The organism is Psychrobacter sp. 28M-43, assembly GCF_014770435.1.
Classification (GTDB): domain Bacteria; phylum Pseudomonadota; class Gammaproteobacteria; order Pseudomonadales; family Moraxellaceae; genus Psychrobacter.
The window spans coordinates 1988435-2008066 of sequence record NZ_CP061739.1; the positions used below are offsets into that span (position 1 = coordinate 1988435).

At 43.0% G+C, this 19632-nt stretch carries 16 protein-coding genes; 10 read left to right on the forward strand and 6 right to left on the reverse strand.

Features of this window, described 5'->3' with window-relative positions:
- Positions 1-13: 13 nt before the first annotated feature.
- Positions 14-1819 carry an acyl-CoA dehydrogenase family protein gene (locus tag IEE84_RS08255; protein WP_191113829.1) on the reverse strand — a complete coding sequence of 602 codons (1806 nt, stop codon included), beginning with the start codon at positions 1817-1819 and terminating at the stop codon, positions 14-16.
- A 181-nt stretch (positions 1820-2000) separates the two neighbouring features.
- On the opposite strand from IEE84_RS08255, the gene IEE84_RS08260 reads away from it, so the two are divergent.
- A complete protein-coding gene (locus IEE84_RS08260; protein WP_114700239.1) occupies positions 2001-3023 on the forward strand; it encodes a GlxA family transcriptional regulator in 1023 nt (340 codons plus the stop codon).
- Positions 3024-3042: 19 nt separating this feature from the next.
- Here IEE84_RS08260 and IEE84_RS08265 read toward each other — a convergent pair whose 3' ends face one another.
- Positions 3043-4320, reverse strand: coding sequence for an LD-carboxypeptidase (locus tag IEE84_RS08265; RefSeq protein WP_191113830.1), 1278 nt, complete (start codon positions 4318-4320; stop codon positions 3043-3045).
- A 203-nt stretch (positions 4321-4523) separates the two neighbouring features.
- Between IEE84_RS08265 and IEE84_RS08270 the strand changes: the two genes are divergently transcribed.
- Positions 4524-5003 (forward strand): YkvA family protein, encoded by a 480-nt coding sequence (locus tag IEE84_RS08270; RefSeq protein ID WP_165597862.1) that lies wholly within the window; start codon positions 4524-4526, stop codon positions 5001-5003.
- Between the two features lie 109 nt (positions 5004-5112).
- On the opposite strand, the gene IEE84_RS08275 is transcribed toward IEE84_RS08270, so the two are convergent.
- Positions 5113-5418 (reverse strand): hypothetical protein, encoded by a 306-nt coding sequence (locus tag IEE84_RS08275; protein WP_114700242.1) that lies wholly within the window; start codon positions 5416-5418, stop codon positions 5113-5115.
- Positions 5419-5534: 116 nt separating this feature from the next.
- On the reverse strand, positions 5535-6080 hold the full coding sequence (locus IEE84_RS08280) for a hypothetical protein (RefSeq protein WP_224737714.1): 546 nt from the start codon (positions 6078-6080) through the stop codon (positions 5535-5537).
- Positions 6081-6430: 350 nt separating this feature from the next.
- On the opposite strand from IEE84_RS08280, the gene dnaQ reads away from it, so the two are divergent.
- The 8 genes from dnaQ to IEE84_RS08320 all read left to right on the forward strand — a co-directional run bounded on the left by dnaQ (position 6431) and on the right by IEE84_RS08320 (position 15724).
- Positions 6431-8077 (forward strand): DNA polymerase III subunit epsilon, encoded by a 1647-nt coding sequence (gene dnaQ, locus IEE84_RS08285; RefSeq protein ID WP_191113831.1) that lies wholly within the window; start codon positions 6431-6433, stop codon positions 8075-8077.
- A gap of 147 nt (positions 8078-8224) precedes the next feature.
- Complete coding sequence (locus IEE84_RS08290) at positions 8225-9907, forward strand: hypothetical protein (RefSeq protein WP_191113832.1); 1683 nt, start codon at positions 8225-8227, stop codon at positions 9905-9907.
- A 281-nt stretch (positions 9908-10188) separates the two neighbouring features.
- Positions 10189-11127: an NAD(+) diphosphatase gene (nudC, locus tag IEE84_RS08295; protein ID WP_191113833.1), complete on the forward strand. Its 939-nt coding sequence runs from the start codon at positions 10189-10191 to the stop codon at positions 11125-11127.
- A gap of 257 nt (positions 11128-11384) precedes the next feature.
- Positions 11385-12230 carry an RnfABCDGE type electron transport complex subunit B gene (locus IEE84_RS08300; protein WP_191113834.1) on the forward strand — a complete coding sequence of 282 codons (846 nt, stop codon included), beginning with the start codon at positions 11385-11387 and terminating at the stop codon, positions 12228-12230.
- A gap of 120 nt (positions 12231-12350) precedes the next feature.
- Complete coding sequence (gene nth, locus IEE84_RS08305; RefSeq protein ID WP_191113835.1) at positions 12351-13046, forward strand: endonuclease III; 696 nt, start codon at positions 12351-12353, stop codon at positions 13044-13046.
- A gap of 488 nt (positions 13047-13534) precedes the next feature.
- Complete coding sequence (gene metK, locus IEE84_RS08310; RefSeq protein WP_057760687.1) at positions 13535-14701, forward strand: methionine adenosyltransferase; 1167 nt, start codon at positions 13535-13537, stop codon at positions 14699-14701.
- Between the two features lie 76 nt (positions 14702-14777).
- Positions 14778-15134: a DUF3144 domain-containing protein gene (locus IEE84_RS08315; RefSeq protein ID WP_191113836.1), complete on the forward strand. Its 357-nt coding sequence runs from the start codon at positions 14778-14780 to the stop codon at positions 15132-15134.
- A gap of 341 nt (positions 15135-15475) precedes the next feature.
- Positions 15476-15724, forward strand: a complete 249-nt coding sequence (locus IEE84_RS08320; protein ID WP_191113837.1) for a hypothetical protein — start codon at positions 15476-15478, stop codon at positions 15722-15724.
- Positions 15725-15865: 141 nt separating this feature from the next.
- Here the strand turns inward: IEE84_RS08320 and IEE84_RS08325 are convergent, their stop codons facing one another.
- A complete protein-coding gene (locus IEE84_RS08325; RefSeq protein ID WP_057760694.1) occupies positions 15866-17518 on the reverse strand; it encodes a BCCT family transporter in 1653 nt (550 codons plus the stop codon).
- Positions 17519-17760: 242 nt separating this feature from the next.
- Positions 17761-19413, reverse strand: coding sequence for a BCCT family transporter (locus IEE84_RS08330; protein WP_191113838.1), 1653 nt, complete (start codon positions 19411-19413; stop codon positions 17761-17763).
- Positions 19414-19632 lie beyond the last annotated feature (219 nt).

Below are 19632 nucleotides of genomic sequence, written 5' to 3' on the forward strand. Positions count from 1 at the left end.
CTTAGAGTTGTCCTTAGAACCAGTCCGCTTGCATATCAGTGCAAACCGAGTTGGTGTTGGTTAATAATTCGATGTCGCGTTTAACTAATGGTAGTTCCCAATCGATGAAGTATTTGGCCGCTTGTATCTTGCCTTTGTAGAAGTTCTGCTGCTCGACATCTTGCGTCGTACTTAGTAGCTGCTCGGCTTTACTGGCTTGGCGAATCCAAATCCAGCTCAGTACAATTGAGGCAAAAATATTCATTAGTGCTTGAGCATTACCAGTCAATGTCAGCGCTTCTTCTGTCTGCAGTACTTTGCCCAAATGCACGAGCACTTCATGCAACTGACCCATATAAGGCATCAGCTTGCCTGCAAGTTGTGCGCTCTCGGGCGTAGTGATTCTTTCTAAATCTTGTGTAATTTCACGTTTTAGGATTTGAATGCCTAACCCACCTTTTTGCCATAACTTGCGGAATGACAAATCTAGCGCCTGCACACCATTTGTGCCTTCATGGATAGGATTGAGACGATTGTCACGCCAAAACTGCTCAGCCTGATATTCACGCGTATAGCCTGCGCCGCCTAGAACTTGAATACCTAAGTCATTGGCTTTTGGGCCATATTCAGATGGCCATGCTTTTAGCACTGGGGTTAGCAAATCTAATAGTTCGGTTAGCTCGTTTTTTAATGTTTCGTCTTCACAAGTATTGATACGGTCAATTAGGTTTGAGCCGTATAAGCACAATGAGATGCCACCTTCAGAATAGGCTTTTTGTGCCAATAGCATGCGCTTTACGTCACCATGCTGAATAATAGCCGTTGCATCATCTTCAGGCTTATTATTTGGCGCAATGCGACCTTGTGTACGGTCTTTGGCATAATCTAGCGAATACTGATAGCCGCGATAACCAATCATAGAAGCACCAAAACCAACTGCGATACGTGCCTCATTCATCATCTTGAACATATAACGCAAGCCAAAATGCTCTTCGCCGATCAAATAACCATGACAATCGCCTTCATCGCCGAAGCTCAATGCCGTAGAAGTCGCACCTCTATAACCAAGCTTATGAATCAGTCCAGTCAGATGTACATCATTACGCTCGCCTACAGACATATCATCGTTCAAGCGATACTTAGGTACGGCAAATAAAGAGATACCTTTGACGCCACCTGGGCCACCTGGCACTTTGGCCAATACCAAATGCACGATATTGTCAGACAGCTCATGATCACCTGCTGAGATATAAATCTTGCTGCCTTTGACACGGTACGAGCCGTCATCTTGTTTTACAGCAATAGTTTTGATATCAGCAAGCGATGAACCTGCATGCGGCTCAGTCAGTGCCATGGTGCCAGTAAATTCACCTGTCAGCATGCGCGGCATAAAGGCTGCTTTGATATCGTCACTAGCAAAATGCGAGATGACGTTGATTGCCGCAGTGGTCAAAAATGGATAGGCAGTCGTTGATGGATTGGCTGCCATAAAGTAGCCTGCCACAGCAGTCATAACCGTCTCAGGTAACTGCATGCCGCCGTCTTCAAAACTATAACGACCTGCGATAAAGCCAGACTCACGGAACGCATCAAAAGCGACTTTCACATCGTTTATCATGCTGACTTTTTTACCATCGAACTGCGGCTCGTTCTTATCTGCAATATGGTTGTGTGGTAAAAATAAATCTGTCGCAATCTTATTTGCCGTCTCTAATACAGCATCAAATGTCTCGCGGCTATGTTCTGAGAACTTTGCGTGCTCGGTGAGTGATTCTGTGCCTAGTACATCATACAATTGAAAAGGTAATTCAAAATCGTTTAGGAGGGTATCTGCGGCCATAGTATTCTCATTAACTGATTAAATGTGGTTATCAATTGATATTAGTCTAATTTGATACTTGTCCGTATTGTCATTTATGACATAATTATGGTCAAATAAGACACAAACAGAGTATCTAACTGGTTAAAATCAACCAAGTAATGGCTATTTTGGTCAGTACAGCAAAGGAAACGTGTGACTTATGCCCTATTTCAAACCTTTTAAAATGATTATTCTTGGCTTCGATGGTGTGCTCGGTAGTGTACTATCTGGCGCATTGGACTTGTTTTCATTCACGGGGGTCAGTTGGCAGCGCTTTTCAAATGAGTCTGTAGAGCCACGATTCAATGTGCAAATCGCAAGCTTGGGTGGCGGTGATATCAGGTGCAGTAATCGGTTAATCATGCAAGCCCACTGTGATATTCGAGATGTGACAGAGTGCGATTTATTGCTTGTGCCAACCATTGGCGACTCTATTGATAAGGTATTGACGCAAAACAGTGAGCTGCTGCCACACTTAGTACGGCTTGCAAATACCAAGGCCGATATAGCAAGCAACTGTAGCGGTGCATTTTTTTTGGCAAAGGCAGGATTATTGGATCATAAGATAGCCACCACGCACTGGGGCTATGCCAATAAGTTTAAGGCAGATTTTCCATTGGTGGACCTACAAGAGAATCAGTTTGTGACCCATTCAAGAAGCGAGTCAACAAACCAGTCAGGCAATATATTTTGTGCAGCTGGTGGCAGCGCCTTTTATGATTTGGGGCTATTATTGATTGAGCGATACTGCGGACGAGAGATCTCTACACAAGTGGCAAAAACCCAAATTATTGATAGCAAAAGAGGCAGTCAGAATAGCTATACCAATGTGACCTTGCACAAGCCGCATTCTGATCATTTGATTAAACAAGTCCAAGAGTATATCGAAGAGAACTTTCAACATTCTTTGCAGGTCAGCAGTTTAGCCGCTATGGTAAATATTACCCCGCGCACTTTAAATAGGCGCTTTCAGTCCTGTGTGGCAATGCGACCGATTGAGTATATTCAGGCCGTTAGAATTGAACAAGCCAAACGCTTACTTGAGTTGGGCGATGTATCAATAAAGTCGCTTGCCGATCAAGTAGGTTATGATGATATCTCCTCCTTCACGCGTCTATTTAAACGTGCGACTGAACTGACACCAAAAGAGTATCAAGATAAGTTTTCGCGGTTGGCTATTTAAAAAGGACAGTGATTAACGTTTAAGCAGTCTGCCACAAGCCTTCTACTTGGATAGCATCAGCTTCAATAGTTGGGTAATCGTTAAATACCAACTGATAGCCGCCATTTGTATTAGGTATGAGCTGGCAAGTTGCTCCCAGCGGAAAACTGTATTTTTTGCCGATATGACCAAAAGGCATACCACTATATATCGGTAATCCTGTTAGTTCATGTAGTTGGCGAATGACTGTGGCGACATCATAACGTTTGTCATAGCTATCCTCACCTGCACCAGACAATGCCCCAAATACAATCGCTTGCTGATTTTTAAAGACACCTGCGAGATATAAGTCATATAACATGCGCTCAATACGATACGCCTGCTCGCCAACATCTTCTAAAAACACAATGCCACCATCGATACGCGGTAAATACTCACTACCTGCCAGCGCCGATACGACACTTAAGTTACCACCCCAAATCGTACCAGTTATATTTTTCGGTTCAGCACTTGTCAAAATGCTAGGGAGTTGCTGACTGGTTAAGGTAGCATCCTGTATGCTGATAGTTAGATTGGGATTGGTCAGCACTTCAACAAACTGCTGACAGCTGACTTTATCAGGCGCAGTTTTACCAAACTCGCTATAGAGCATTGGCGCGGCAAGCGAGCTCATTGACCCTTTTGCCAATAGCGCGCACTGAATAGCCGTCACATCACTGAATCCTGCGAGTATCGTGCCGCGCTCCTTCATAATGCGTCCTAGCGTCGCCCAATCCACCATAGGCAATATGCGCATGGCACCGTAACCACCGCGCACACCTAGCAGTAGTTTTGGCGCGGCTATTGCCCCAGTGGCAAGGTTTTGAAAATCGCTAGCACGCTGTGAGTCCGTTCCCGCAAAGCGTAAATACTGACGATTGGTAATCGCAGGATTCTCTACTTTAAACCCAGCACAAGCCACACGATCCAATGCCAACTGATTACGCTCATCACTACCACCAACGTTGGAGCTGGCAAAAAGTCGCGTCTCAATCGTAGGCGTGATACAACCTGTCTGCGTCAGTGATTCCTGTGACGTTTGTGATGATGAGCTATCATTCAACAACGAAGTTGGCAGATCATCCTTGGTCAGCTGCGTACTATGACCAGACTCGATAGGGCTGGCTGCCAGCGCTTGAGAAATACCTTGGCTCGCTAATACCGCTGTGCCTGCACTCACACCGATTCGACATAGAAACTGCCGACGGTTTAGCCCAGATGTTGTTTCAGTTGCACGATTATTTTTATCATCTGTCCATGCCTGACGCTTAATCCCCATATCTTACTGCTACCTTATCGCTTTTATTTTTATGACTTGTGTTTTTAGACCTTGTGGCAGCATATTGTAGACGCTTTTCTGACACTGATGGTTGCCTAATCTTTACCGATATTTACTTTTTCGCTACTGAGACACACAATATAGGTCGATTAGATTTGTTACTGTAAATACAAATTCATCGCAAAAAACAAAAGGCAATAATTATGTTTAATAAAAAAACCGATAAAAACAAGTCACTTGACTCTAATTTAGAATATTTGCTAGGCAAAGAAGATAAGCTGAAAGAAAAGTTAGAGGACAGCGGCTACCTTGAGCCGTTTAGTGATGATTTAATGCTATTTATGAGTCTTGTCAAAGACTATTATAAAGGTGACTACCGTAAAATTCCTTTTAAGACAATTTCAGCTGGCGTTATCGGTGCGCTCTATGTGCTAAATCCAATTGACCTCATTCCTGACTCTATTCCGTTTATCGGCCATATCGATGATGCGCTAGTACTTAAATTTTGTTTGAAGCAGGCCAGAAAAGATCTGCAAAAATACAAAGAATGGAAGCAGGAACAATCAGCTACTAAGGATAAGTTAGAATCTAACAATGATACGGATAAGACTGATAACGACAAGACTAGTACTGATGAGAAAGACAGCGACGAGACTGGTACTAATCTGAAGAAAGCCTCATAAATATTAGTACTTTCAGCTATTAAAAAACTGCACTATCGAAAAAGCCACGACCTTGAATTAATACTTCGGTCGTGGCTTTTGTTATTTATAGTTTATTTAATACTATATTTTAATCAGGCACTTCATAATTAGCTTTTTCTGGATTAAGACCAAACGAGTAGACGAAGGTCGCAACGAGACTATTGATAATAATGAAAGGCAAATCAATGGCAGCATGACCAAGTGCATAGCGACCAAGCAGCCACGAGACGATCAACATGATAATAAAGAATGCACCCAAATATGCCAAAATCGCAGGATGTTTTAAATTATAAGGCTGTTCAGGCGTCGGTTGTTTGTCTAGTACATACGTCCTTACCGCCCAACCAGCTGCATAAGAGAACCCGCCTAACACCACGTAACTAAAAAAATTCATATCGCTTAACTCTAATGGTATGACTGTTTATAACAAAATACTGTCTATGCAAATATCATCGACCAACAATGGTATTTATAGTCGATACTTATCTAAGTACTATCGTCAACGCTTATTTAAATACTGTCGTCGACATTATCGATAACAAGATTAGCATGTGGATTGGCTAGAATATCAGTATTCACCTCATCGCACTCCACACGGTAGATCGTATTCGCACCTCGGTAAATATACGACAAGTACTCACTATCTAAGAGCGGATCAATATTTGCGTAAGCTGGTTTGACGTGCGCCAGTACAAGCACTCGATCAGGACGACCAATGACTGCATCGACATTGTCTGGATCAATAGAGAAAAACTGCGGTATGTCGCTATTGTCTATTATTTCTAACGGCTCTGGAGTATCCCAGATGCGCTTAGCAGTGACGGGTTCTTTCATCTGCATCACCCAAGTGTCATCTTGCTGGCTGACCTTTATCTGAGCAGGCTCATCTTGACTCACCGTATAACAACCCTCAAAGACAGACAGATCTGCCGCAACTTCGGTATCCGCTTGAGGGCTATTATCGTTACAAGCACTCAGAAAAATCGCGCTGCTAGCAGTCACACTGAGCATCAGATACGTCAGTCTCTTATTAAATAAATTCGAGCGTAAGGACATAATGGGGTTATCCTGCAATCATGCATTAAAAACTTTTATTAAGTGTACTATTATCAAAATGTCACTAGATAGCTGTATAAAAAAAATGCGCTTGGGCATCTTTGTAGTAACGACAGCTCTGTTATTAAAAACCAGTGGCTTTCAGCGAGCTTCGCTATTTTAACAGAAAACTAGGACGTTACTATTATGTTATAAGTTACCGTAAGGGTTTTCTGACTTTGTGCGTCACGACTGCCCATATTTATGATAGATTTGCTATACTCACAACGTCATCATCATCGTTCGAATAACATAAACGAGATGCTCTAGTACTACCCTATGCTTACCACTTATCAGGTCCATACTCTTTTATGTCAGACAACCGTAATTCAATGCCAAACACTCATAAAGACAACGCAATTGATCCATTGGCTGCTAAAACAAATACCACTGTGGCCTATACTGATGGTGCTTGCAAAGGTAATCCTGGCGCTGGCGGCTGGGGCGCACACCTTATATTTAGTGATGGCAGCACGCAAGATTTGTACGGCGGTGACAAAGAAACCACCAATAACCGTATGGAGCTAATGGGTGCGATACAAGCCCTGACCCATAGCCCGCATGAGCATACTCTTGAGATTTGGACTGACTCCAGTTATGTCAAAAAAGGCATCACTGAATGGATTGAGGGTTGGAAGAAAAAGGGCTGGAAAACTGCCAGTAAGAAGCCCGTCGCCAATCAAGACCTATGGCAACAATTGGATAAGCTCTGCCAACAGCGTGATGTTAGCTGGCATTGGGTCAAGGGTCACGCTGGACATGCCGGTAATGAAAAAGCAGATGAGCTAGCAAACTTAGGTGTCACCTCAAACAGCGGGCATTCAGCTATGCTTAATGAAGCAGATACGGCTAAAAAAAAAGACCCAATAGCGACTGATATTGATACTGATACTGACGCTAACACTGATACCTTGCAAAAATCGTCTAGCGCTGACTGGCTAAGTTTCGATCCATTGGGTCTAGATATGATAGAAGATGAGTTTGATGAAGAGCTCTTAGAACCTGAGCCGCTAAGAGAAGATACTCAGAGCACATCTGACAACCTTCAAACAAATGAAAACATTGCTGTAGAATCTAACAGCCATCAAGACAATACATACAACCCGACGAGTACCAAAGCTATGCCCGATATTCAAACGCACCTAGATGATACCGTCGACAATGATATGTTGCCAAGTGTAGAATCTGATGTCCCTAAGTTCGATGGGGATACTAGCCGTGCCAACCCATATTTCAAGCCGCTACTACCAAAGCCGATACACCGCCATGAAGCAGATCGTCAGCTTATTATGGATACAGAAACCACAGGGCTTGATGCGCTAAAAGGCGATCGTATTATCGAGGTCGGTATTGTGGAGCTGGTCGGACGTAAGTTTACTGGTGAAAAGCTGCACGTTTATATCAATCCACAGCGTGGCATGGATGACGAAGTCATTCGTATTCATGGTATCTCTGAAGCATTTTTGACCGACAAGCCGACCTTTGATCAAGTGGCTCAGTCTTTGTACGACTTTATGGATGGCGCTGAAATTATCGCTCATAACGCTACTTTTGATATGAACTTCTTAAATATGGAGTTTGCAAAAGTTGGTCTGAATGACTTTGCTAATCGAGTGCAGGTAACCGATTCACTGGCGATGGCTAAGCAGCAATACCCTGGGCAAAAAAACACGCTAGATGCCCTCGTGCGTCGCCTAGATGTTGGCAAGCAAGACCGTACTTTTCACGGAGCATTACTTGACTCAGAGATTTTAGCCGAAGTTTATTTGGCGATGACTGGTGGACAGGTCACGCTTGCTATCGAAGAAGATACAGATACCGATGGCGGACAAACCGCTCATGCAAGTTTCGCCAATTTAGCGAATTTATTACTGGCTTCAACATCGGATGAAACTACTGACCAAAGCTGGTATGCTGCTTTGGCAGAAGATTATCCTGCCCTAAAAGCTAGCATATAATCGTCGTTCGAATTTTTATTGAACCGACATTTGTATAATTTATTCTTGATTATTATGATAGAAAGCGTTAAAACATCACTAGCCAATACTTTCTGAATCAAATTTATAATATTGCTATCCTCATCAGTACATTATGGAAAAATACTTATGGACCAGTCTGCGCAAATGAAGCTAACCGCCCCAACGCTTAGTGTTACTGATTTTAACCTGCCATCACTCCATTTACTGCATGATGAGGTTATAGCCACGCTTAAAGACACTGAGATTCATCTAGGTGAGTTCAATGATGATAGTAGCCAAGCTCCTTTGTTGTCAGACTCTATCGAAGTACTAAAGCAGCTGTCTTGTATTTTTAAACTGATTTCTTTGGTCGGTGCAGAAGCATTGAATGATGCCATTGTTGGTGGTCTACAGAGACTTTATGATAATGGTGATAACAATGATACTGATTTGATCATGGATCTATCAGAAGCTATCATGACTTTGGATCGCTATGTCGAGTTTGTCCTCTTGACTGAATCGGTAGAGCCTACTCTACTCATACCTGTAATCAACAAGCTTAATGCGCATAGTCAAGAAGTTCCTATTACAGCAGACTATTTTTCTGCATTTGGTAGCAGTAGCGTCATCATTGCCAATCCTGAACAAAACTTTGAATCTCTAAGCACGCTCAATTTAGACACAGAGCTGCTGACCAACGCGTATCGTAGTGGCCTTGGCATTGCACTACTCAATCAAGATGGCAAAATTAACTCAGCAGATCAGCAAAAGCTTGATGCTATGAGTGCAGCTTGTGCATTAATTGCCTCAAATACTGATAGCTTATTTTGGCAAGCGGCGACTGCTGCCGTGACTGATATCGCAGCAGTATTACCATTAAATCTGAGTCAAAAACACACACTTATTTATTTAGAGCAGCAATTTCAAAGCTATTTGCCAGTAATGGATACCCGTTTTGCAGATTTAGTGAGCTTTGCCTGTCAACGTGATAACGAGCAAGCGCAGCAATTACGTGAACAGTATGCAAGCAATCATTTAGAAGGTGCTCAGTTAGAACAAATGAAGCGCTTTTTATTCGGTCCTAACCGCGAACTTACTGATACGTTAAACACAATTATTCAAAATCAGATCAATAACATTAAAGAACACGTCGATAGTTATGCACGTGGCGATTCAATCAACCCTGTTGACATGCAGACAGCGCAGATTATTAAAGAGCTGACTGAACTGAGTTCGGCATTACGTTTATTAGGTCTGTCCAACGCGGCCAATAGTCTTAGCGAAGCAGCAGAAGCTGTGAGCCATTGGCAAGCACCTTCTCCTGAAGATTTCGATCATTTGCTACTAGCGCTAATGCATGCAGAGAACGCCACCATTGCTATGGCAGAGATGCATACACCAGGGGCAATCTATCTACCACTGAATAATCCGCATATCTCATTGCATCAGCTTAATACGGCCAATGATACCTTGATACAAGAAAGCCGAACTGCTATTGCTAGTGCTGAGCAAGCCATCAATGATTATTTGGCGGAGCCTGAGCGCGACATGCTCAATATCCAAAATATACCTGGGATGATGCGTCAAGTAGCAGGCGCGGTACGTTTCTTACAGTTGGCCACACCTGCCAGCATGCTGAGTCAGCTAGCCAACTACATTGAAAAGCGTATCGAAGGCGGACGACGTATCGAAGACAGTACGTTAGCCTGCATCGCTGATGTTATCATGGCGGTTGATCATCACTTAGATGGTTTTGAGAATAATCGCCCTGTCAGCAAGCAAGCGCTTGATGTTGGTCAACAGAGCTTAAGCCATCTACTTGCTGCCTAACTTTTCTCATTGTTATGTCATGGTCATTACCTCTTAACCATGACATCTCATTTACGTATAGATAATTCAAGATAATGTAGGTACGAGTCAGGTACGTGAAAGCGCTACAGTCATTAGACTGAACTAGCCTGGTCATTAGACTGAACTAGCCTGGTCATTAAGCTGAACCAGCCTGACAACATATATGGATATCTGTTTTATATAGAATTGATGATACTTTACTCTAAAACAGTCTGTGTCTACATCGATGCGGACTTACTTTATAATGTTTGGAATTTTATATGGCTCATGCTTTTGTATTAAGTGATGACAGTATCTTATGCCGTCAAATGCCAGATGGTTGGTGGCCTTTACAAGTTCAGCTATCGCCTGATAGTAATGACTTAAGCAAGCAAGCTTATCAGGTTGGTCACGTAACGCTGCACGAGAGTCTAGCACCAAATCATTGGTTATTAGACGGCAGCCCTGACAAAGATGCAGATCGTACGGTTGATGCCAATATGGCTCATAGCTTTACTGCCCAAGCGACGAGCGCCATGACTTATGACTATGCAGTTGCTCATAACGTAACGCTACCAATTATCGCTGAGAGTAGTGGTAACACTTTTGTTCCTTATCGAAAACTGATGACTCATTTGCCAGTCGCCTTGTTAGATCAGATTAGCCAAGCGATACAGCTATTAAGTTGGCAAGCAGATACGCAGTTTTGTGGTCGCTGTGCTAGCCCTACCGTACATGCTGACCAAGGCGAACGTGCCATGGTTTGTCCAGTATGTCGATTGCGCCAATATCCTCGCGTACAACCGTGCGTCATTACCGCTATTACTCGGCCAAATCCAGTGACGGATGAAATGCAAATCTTATTGGCTCACCATCATCGTCATGGACAGCAAAACCTACCGCCAATGTATGGTTTGATCGCAGGGTTTGTAGAAGTTGGAGAGAGTCTGGAGCATGCCGTAGTACGTGAAGTCGCAGAAGAGGTCAATATCAGCGTATCAGATATCCGCTACGTGAGTAGTCAGCCATGGCCATTTCCCTCTAATTTAATGCTTGGCTTTCGTGCATCGTATGCTAGTGGCGATATTATCTTGCAAGAAGATGAGCTAGCTCATGCTGATTTCTTTGATCTCTCAAACCTACCCAGAATCCCGCCAAAGGGTAGTATCGCTCGCGATTTGATTGACCAAGTGGCTAAAGAACAAAATATAGATTTATAATCAGTCCTTATCTATAAACACCACATTACGCTATAGCATTGTATTTTCAATCTCATCTCTTTAAAATCGCTGCTCCTGTGATAAGCGTGTTACTTCGAACTTCATTTTTTAATAAGTAACACGCTAACATGAGTAGTGAAACACTAACAGAGCCAATGCTCTTATAAATACTGTTTTACAAAGACCGCTTTCTCAACCTTTTATCTCTATTTATACTAATACCTATTCTTACGACTGGTATTAAGGTCCTTAATTAAATGCAAAGTAGCACCAATATACGCTTAGTTAATCTACCTATCTTATTCGATGCATTACACATTGATACTTTGCCCGCTGACATACAGGCAAAAATTGAACGCGTGGATGCTTGTTTGCCACAGACGCAGTGCGGACTATGTGAGCACCCAGATGGTTGCCTGCCATATGCCGCTGCGATTGTATTAGATGGCGAGCCGTATAATAAATGTGTGCCTGGTGGTCAGCCTGTCACCAATGCGATTGCTCAGACTCTCGATATAGATACTCCTAACACTACGCTGACGGCAGTGCCTTCACAGTGGCCAATAGATGCCACCTCTGAACGTCCGACCGAGGTTCGTGCAGTTATCCGTGAAGATGACTGTATCGGCTGCACCAAATGCATTCCTGCTTGCCCAGTCGATGCTATCGTTGGTACTGGCAAACATATGCATACGATTTTTACAGATTTGTGCACGGGCTGTGAGCTATGTATCGCGCCCTGCCCTGTTGATTGCATTGACTTAGTTACGATTGAGCGAGAAATATCTGAGCCTGAGCGAATAGCAGAGCAAGAAGATCTGAGACAACGCTATCATACCCATTTGAAACGTGTCACAGAACAGCTTGCCGATACGAGCAATAGTAGACCTGTCGTTAGTATGGTAGAGGCCAAGCTCAATAATGCAGCAAGTCAGTCTCTAAACATCAGTGAATCGCAAGCGAAAAACACCATCGCAGCTGCCAAGCTCCGTACCAAAATCAAAAAACTGGAAAAGCAATTGAGTGTTCGTGCAAACGATAAGAAACAAGCAGAGCTTGAATCCTTACAAGCCGAGCTTGAGTCATTGCAAGTAGCGTTATAACGGTAATAGCTGATTACGCAATTAATGCGTTAATAAATTGATACTTTAATCATTAACATGAATGTTAGCGCTAGCATATAATTTGGCACCACCATTCATCAAAATAATAGTCAAAATGCCATGAGTAAAACGGTCAAACATAAAACAGCTGACACGCCGCCCTCTAGACGAATGCCCAATCGTAACGTGCGTCCATTCTTTGAAAAACTGGCAGCGACTATTGATGAGCCGGTTACCGAACTCAATTATGACAGTAATTTTGAGTTACTTATCGCGGTAATTTTGTCCGCACAAGCGACTGATGTCAGTGTCAATATTGCTACCAAGCAATTGTACCCTGTGGCCAATACACCTGAGTCAATACTGGCACTAGGCGAAGACGGTCTAAAAACCTATATCAAAAACATTGGTCTATATAATGCCAAAGCAAAAAACGTCATCAAAACTTGCCGTGATTTGATTGAGAAATTTGATAGCACCGTTCCTGATAACCGCAAAGATTTAGAGTCACTGGCAGGTGTCGGCCGTAAAACTGCCAACGTCGTGTTAAATACGGCCTTTGGCCAGCCTACCATGGCCGTTGACACGCATATCTTCCGCGTGGGCAATCGTACTGGGCTTGCCACTGGCAAAACCGTACTCATCGTCGAAAAAAAGCTGGTCGAGCGCATCCCAGAAGATTTCATTGTAGACGCTCATCATTATCTTATCTTACACGGCCGCTATACCTGTCAGGCTCGTACACCCAAATGCGGCGCTTGCCCTGTCTATGAAGAATGCATGTTCAAAGATAAAGCTGCATTTTTAGAGTTGTAACGTATTGTTCATTTTAAGCAGATGCTACTACAGCTAATTGCTCAGCTAGCTAAACCGCTATCCAGTAACCACCTTTGATTGCAGTGAACTGCTTGTTGAGCATTTCTTATAGTAGAGCAAGTGTTGCTCACTAGAGTTTTATAACGTTTCAAGGTAGAATAACCCTATTTTGCGTTAAGAGATTTTGGCCATTACCCTGCTTCTGATAAGGCAATCTGCACATTAGCGTTGTCTATTAGGGCAAGTACTGACCCAACTCGTTACCGCCAAGACCATATTAGAGCGAGGCAGTATCATTTTATATATTGATTAAATGATAGTCAGCTCACCCTTTGGTCATATTTATTAGCAAAGATTTTAGTCGAAACCGATTTTAAATTGAGAAATACCGATTGTCTGCCGCGTAAATGCGTGGTCAAAATTAATTAGAGCAACACCCAGATGTGCTGCTTTTCCTACCCTTATTGATTCAATTAAGCGATCCCATTATGCGTGAATACAACTTATTTACCTCAGAATCTGTGAGCGAAGGCCATCCTGACAAAATGGCTGACCAAATATCAGACGCTATCCTTGACGCTATCTTACGTGAAGATCTGCACGCACGTGTGGCATGCGAAACCTTAGTAAAAACAGGCGCAGTCATACTTGCAGGTGAAATCACTACAACCGCAAATATCGATTTAGAGCGTCTGGTTCGTGACACCGTAAATGGTATTGGCTATCACCATTCAGACCTAGGCTTTGATGGCGAGACTTGTGCAGTCATCAACATGCTAGGCAAGCAATCTCCTGAAATCGCGCAAGGTGTCGATCGTAGCGATCCTGAAGAGCAAGGTGCAGGCGACCAAGGCTTAATGTTTGGTTATGCTAGTAATGAGACAGAAGTATTGATGCCAGCGCCTATCGAGTATGCCCATCGTTTGATGGAGCGTCAGTCGGAGCTGCGCCGCGCAGGCGAGCTACCTTGGTTACGTCCAGATGCCAAAGCTCAGGTAACTTTGAAGTATGATGGCAATCGTCCTGTCGCCATCGATGCTGTTGTATTATCAACACAGCATGATCCAAGCATCTCGCAGTCAGATCTACAAGAAGCCGTGATGGAATCTATCATCAAGCAAGTGCTACCAGCTGACCTATTGCACGCTGGCACACGCTATCATATCAACCCAACTGGTAAGTTTGTGATTGGCGGCCCTGTCGGTGATGCTGGTTTGACTGGTCGTAAAATTATTGTTGATACTTACGGCGGCATGGCACGTCATGGTGGCGGTGCGTTCAGTGGTAAAGATCCTTCAAAAGTAGATCGTAGTGCTGCTTACGCGGTACGTTATGTTGCCAAAAACATCGTAGCAGCAGGCCTTGCTGAGCGCTGTGAAGTACAAGTCAGCTACGCGATTGGTGTCGCTGAGCCGACTTCTATCTCTGTTAATACCTTTGGTACTAGCAAAATCAGCAACGATGAAATCATCCGCTTGATTCGTACGCACTTTGACCTACGTCCTTACGGCATTACCCGTATGTTGAACTTACTACAGCCAATGTATCAGCAGACTGCTACCTTTGGACACTTTGGTCGTCCAGGTTCAGAGACTGCCTTTACGTGGGAAAAAACAGACAAAGCTGATATCTTAAAAGCAGACGCTGGTTTATAAGAGTCACTACTTTAAAACGTTTACCAACCATTTTTATATACTAAAAACTACTGACACTTATTATTAGGAGTTGCTTATGTCTCAAGACAATATTCAAGACCAAAACACTGATGCTAACATCGAAATTACCCCTGAAATGCAGGCATTCTATCAACGTGCTGACGCTATCATCGGTATCGCAAACAGCCAACTAGGTCCTGAAGCACATTCAGGTCAAGTAGGTGCTTCTTTATTGTATGCTGCAGCACGTTATAGCGCGTCAGTTGCCTCTATCGGCTTCGTCAAAGGCGATGATTTCGCCAAAGAAAAAGATGATATCGTCGAGTTTTATGTCAAACAGTATCGCCAAATGCTAAGCGACAACTTGACTGATTACGCTCAAAACTTTGACAAGTACGTGCAGCTAAATCAAGACGACAAACCGGCTGAATAAGCGAATCTCGTCAGTCTAGATGTCTTTGATTTAGACATACTGTCATAAAATTAGTATTTGATGGCAGAAAATAAACCCCCAAGCTTACTTGAGCTTGGGGGTTTTTATATGGTGTTTAAGTAGATAGCTACTGACAAATGAGCTACCATAAATGCTTAAGCGTTTAGCCTCAATAGGCAAATCCATCAGCGATAACAGGACGCTATCGAATATTATGAATAAGGACATTTGTTATGAAACAAGCTCTATCCAATCGTCGATTTTCCACAATTAATCAATCTCCGTTCAAACCATCATCACTTATATTGATATTAGTTCTAGCTTTAACGGGCTGTAGCTCTATGTCTGATGTAGGCACGTCTGGTCAAACACCTACCCCATCCAGTCCTGATATCAGTCAGCAATTTGAAGGGGCTCTTACTCAGTGCCCACCCGCTAACCCTGCTAATAATATCTGTACGGCACAATATGAACCTGTCTGTGTAAAGACGAAAGTTGGATCAGTTGTTAGCTACCGAACGGCTAGTAATGCTTGCTCAGCCTGTAATATCCCTGAAGCCGTTGGTTATACAAAAGGCGAATGCAATTAATCCATAAAGCAGTTTTATCGAGATCGGCTGTACTGAAAGCTGATGTATTGAAAGCTTTTCTATTAAAAGTATTGAGCATCCATAAAATACCCAGCCTATATAAGCTGGGTATTTTTGTAGCTAGAAAATAAAATCTAGAGCTTAAGCATCTTTCTCAAGTGCTGGTGGGCCTTTTAGCAACTCTTCATCACGGAATTCATTGGCCGAGTTATGCTCTGCTGACTCTTCTGTGGTGAACCATTGCTGATTACGATAGAGTATCAAACGATCTCGACTGAGACCGCGCAAGAGAGAATACATCATCACGACGATCACGATAGCAAAAGGAAAGCCTGAGACAATCGATGCCGCTTGTAATGCACTTAAGCCACCTGCTGCTAGCAATACAGCAGCGATAACGCCTTCAGAACCTGCCCAAAATAAGCGCTGGATCTTTGGCGGATTGGTATCACCACCTGATGTCAGCATATCGATGACAAAACTGGCTGAATCCGATGAGGTAACAAACCATAGGACAATCATCACCACGATGAGCAAGTTGACCGCACCCGTTAATGGATAAGACTCCATCAATTTGAAGATAGCGCTACCCGTATCGGCTTTGACCGCTTCGATCAGACCTGGGCTAACTATGTTAGGGTCTGCTGCTGCCACTAGCTCCATATTTACCGCAGAACCACCAAAAGCAGTAAACCATAAGAACAATATCGTGATAGGAATTAACAGTACGCCTAGTATAAACTCACGGATGGTACGGCCACGAGAGATACGTGCAACGAATACCCCAACGAATGGTGACCAACTGATCCACCATGCCCAATAGAAAATCGTCCAAGAAGCTTGCCAGTTTTCTTCGCCTCTATAAGACTCTGTCCACAAACCTAATGGTACGATTTGATGCAAATAGTTGCCGATGTTTTCTACGAAGCTGTTAAAGATAAACTGCGTAGGCCCAAAGATAATCACAAAACTTAGCAATATCACAGTGAACAATATATTGGTATCACTTAGACGCTTGATGCCTTTATCCAATCCCATAAACAGAGATAACCCTGCTAGCATGGTGATAAGGCCAATCAAAATAATCTGCACCGTAATATTATTGGGTATGCCAAATAAAGTCTCAAGGCCTGAGTTAATTTGCAAAACGCCAAGACCTAACGTGGTCACTACCCCAAACATCGTACCAAATACGGCGAGCGTATCTACCGTATGCCCCCAACCGCCGTAGATCTTTTTACCCAATATCGGATAAAGTGTCGAACGGATAGCCAGTGGTAAACCTACTCGATAATGAAAATATGCGAGCGATAGCGCGACCATGCCGTATAGCGCCCATACATGTAGGCCATAATGTAGGAACGAGATATTCATCGCTTGCTTGGCAGCGGCAACTGTTTCCGCCTCGCCTAATGGTGGTGCCATGAAGTGATACAACGGCTCAGCGGTGCCCCAATAAAGCAGCCCAATACCGATACCGGCTGAAAACAACATGCCAATCCAAGAAACCATATTGTACTCTGGTCTTTCATTCTGATGACCGAGTCTGATATCGCCGTAGCGGCTAAATATCATATAAATACTCATGACCAATGTTAAATTGACCACGACAATAAAGAACCAGCCAAAGCGCAAAGAGACAAATGCTTTTGCTTGGTTAAATACTACTTCTGCTTGTTCATTGAATAAAGCGCCAAAAATAATGAACGCCAGTATCAAGATTGCTGAAGTCAAAAATACAGGTTTACTTACCCGCGGAAAAGGGCCTAATCGGCCAACTTTTACATGATCCATAGGTATATCCCCAAAAAAGTGCGTAACCATACCAAGGTATGAACGAATTATCAAATATAACACCTTGTAAATACTACCGAATGTATATAAATGGTAGTAACATTTCAGTAATAATTTTCAACAAACCGAATTTGTCCTGAATAAATTTAAGTATCTTCACCCAATAAAGAAGCCCCAACTTAAAAATAAATTGGGGCTTCTTCTATCAAAAGCTTAAATAGCAGTCTTACTTTTACCTGCTTTTAGTCACCTTTTACAATCTTAGGTGGCCCTTTTAGTAGATGCTCATCAGCAAATTCATCTGCCGAGTTGTGATCTGCTGATTCTTCAGTAATATAATGCTGCTGCGCTCTATATAGTATTAGTCGATCGCGACTCAAGCCACGCAGTAGCGCATACATCATGGCAAATATAACTAAAGCAAATGGCAATCCTGCTACGATAGCGGCTGCTTGTAACGCGCTCAATCCACCAGCAGCCAACAAAACAGCAGCAATGACGCCTTCAGTGCTTGCCCAAAATAAACGTTGAATCTTTGGCGGATTGGTATCACCACCTGCGGTCAGCATATCAATGACAAAACTCGCTGAATCTGATGAGGTCACGAACCACAATACAATCATAATCACAATCATGAATGTGATGGGTTGAGCCAAGGGATAGTACTCAACCAATTTGAAAATGGCACTACCAAAATCTGTTTGTACCGCCTCGACCAGTCCAGGACTAACCAACGCTGGATCAATAGCAGCGAGCAGCTCCATATGAATAGCAACGCCGCCGAAAGTTGAAAACCAAAAGAACAATATGGTCATTGGGATAAGTAATACCCCAAGTACAAACTCTCTAATCGTACGACCACGGCTGATACGAGCAATAAACACGCCGACAAATGGCGCCCAACTTACCCACCATGCCCAATAAAATATCGTCCATGCTGACTGCCAGTTTGCTTCACCTTCATAAGACTCTCCCCACAGACCTAATGGCACAACCACTGAAAGATAGTTGCCGATATTTTCTAGGAAGCTATCAAAAATGAAAAGCGTCGGCCCTAAGACGACCATAAAACCAAGCAGAATAGCCGTTAGACCGATGTTCACATCGCTTAGACGTTTGATACCCTTATCCAAGCCCATCATGACAGAACAGGCGGCTAAAGCAGTAACAAAGGCAATCAGAGCGATTTGTATTGTGAGGTTATTAGGAATACCAAATAATTTCTCAAGCCCTGAGTTAATTTGCATAACGCCAAGACCTAGTGACGTCACCACACCAAACATCGTACCGAATACGGCTAAGATATCAACGGCATGACCCCACGAGCCATATATCTTTTTACCCAATATAGGATAAAGGGTTGAGCGAATCGATAGTGGTAAGCCACGGCGAAAATGGAAATAGGCTAAAGATAGCGCTACAATCGCGTACAATGCCCAAGCATGTAAGCCCCAATGTAAAAAGGTAATATTCATCGCCTGCTTGGCGGCTTCTATCGTTTCCTTTTCACCGAGTGGTGGTGCCATAAAGTGATATAAGGGCTCTGCTGTACCCCAGTAGACAAGTCCAATACCGATACCAGCAGAGAACAGCATACCGATCCACGAGAATAGACTGTACTGTGGTGTCTCAGTTTGAGCACCAAGACGAATATCGCCATAACGGCTCATAGATAAATAAACACAAAGTCCTAAGGCCACATTAACGAGAATAATGAAAAACCAACCAAATTTATCGGTAATAAAGCCTTGTAAAAAACTGAACAACGTACCGGCAGATTCAGTAAAAAAAACGCCAAGAATAATAAATGTAATAATAAGTAATGCTGAAGTTAAAAAGACAGGTTTACTTACCCGCGGGAAAGGGCCTAACCTGCCAACTTTTACATGATCCATAGGTATATCCCCAAAAAAGAGCGTAACCATACTAAGGTATGAACGAATCACTAAATATAACACCATGTAAATACTGCCGAATGTATAGAAATCGTAGTAACATTGCAGCAATAATATTTCAACAATCTGAATTTTTCCTGAATAAATATAAATACCTTTACTCAATAAAAAGCCCCAATTTAAAAATAAATTGGGGCTTCTTCTATCAAAAGCTTAAGT

Excerpts from the sequence above, each read along its gene's own strand:
- IEE84_RS08255 (WP_191113829.1), bottom strand. The coding sequence starts at position 1,819 with ATGGCCGCAGATACCCTCCTAAACGATTTTGAATTACCTTTTCAATTG.
- IEE84_RS08260 (WP_114700239.1), top strand. The coding sequence starts at position 2,001 with ATGCCCTATTTCAAACCTTTTAAAATGATTATTCTTGGCTTCGATGGT.
- IEE84_RS08265 (WP_191113830.1), bottom strand. The coding sequence starts at position 4,320 with ATGGGGATTAAGCGTCAGGCATGGACAGATGATAAAAATAATCGTGCA.
- IEE84_RS08270 (WP_165597862.1), top strand. The coding sequence starts at position 4,524 with ATGTTTAATAAAAAAACCGATAAAAACAAGTCACTTGACTCTAATTTA.
- IEE84_RS08275 (WP_114700242.1), bottom strand. The coding sequence starts at position 5,418 with ATGAATTTTTTTAGTTACGTGGTGTTAGGCGGGTTCTCTTATGCAGCT.
- IEE84_RS08280 (WP_224737714.1), bottom strand. The coding sequence starts at position 6,080 with ATGTCCTTACGCTCGAATTTATTTAATAAGAGACTGACGTATCTGATG.
- dnaQ (WP_191113831.1), top strand. The coding sequence starts at position 6,431 with ATGTCAGACAACCGTAATTCAATGCCAAACACTCATAAAGACAACGCA.
- IEE84_RS08290 (WP_191113832.1), top strand. The coding sequence starts at position 8,225 with ATGGACCAGTCTGCGCAAATGAAGCTAACCGCCCCAACGCTTAGTGTT.
- nudC (WP_191113833.1), top strand. The coding sequence starts at position 10,189 with ATGGCTCATGCTTTTGTATTAAGTGATGACAGTATCTTATGCCGTCAA.
- IEE84_RS08300 (WP_191113834.1), top strand. The coding sequence starts at position 11,385 with ATGCAAAGTAGCACCAATATACGCTTAGTTAATCTACCTATCTTATTC.
- nth (WP_191113835.1), top strand. The coding sequence starts at position 12,351 with ATGAGTAAAACGGTCAAACATAAAACAGCTGACACGCCGCCCTCTAGA.
- metK (WP_057760687.1), top strand. The coding sequence starts at position 13,535 with ATGCGTGAATACAACTTATTTACCTCAGAATCTGTGAGCGAAGGCCAT.
- IEE84_RS08315 (WP_191113836.1), top strand. The coding sequence starts at position 14,778 with ATGTCTCAAGACAATATTCAAGACCAAAACACTGATGCTAACATCGAA.
- IEE84_RS08320 (WP_191113837.1), top strand. The coding sequence starts at position 15,476 with ATGTCTGATGTAGGCACGTCTGGTCAAACACCTACCCCATCCAGTCCT.
- IEE84_RS08325 (WP_057760694.1), bottom strand. The coding sequence starts at position 17,518 with ATGGATCATGTAAAAGTTGGCCGATTAGGCCCTTTTCCGCGGGTAAGT.
- IEE84_RS08330 (WP_191113838.1), bottom strand. The coding sequence starts at position 19,413 with ATGGATCATGTAAAAGTTGGCAGGTTAGGCCCTTTCCCGCGGGTAAGT.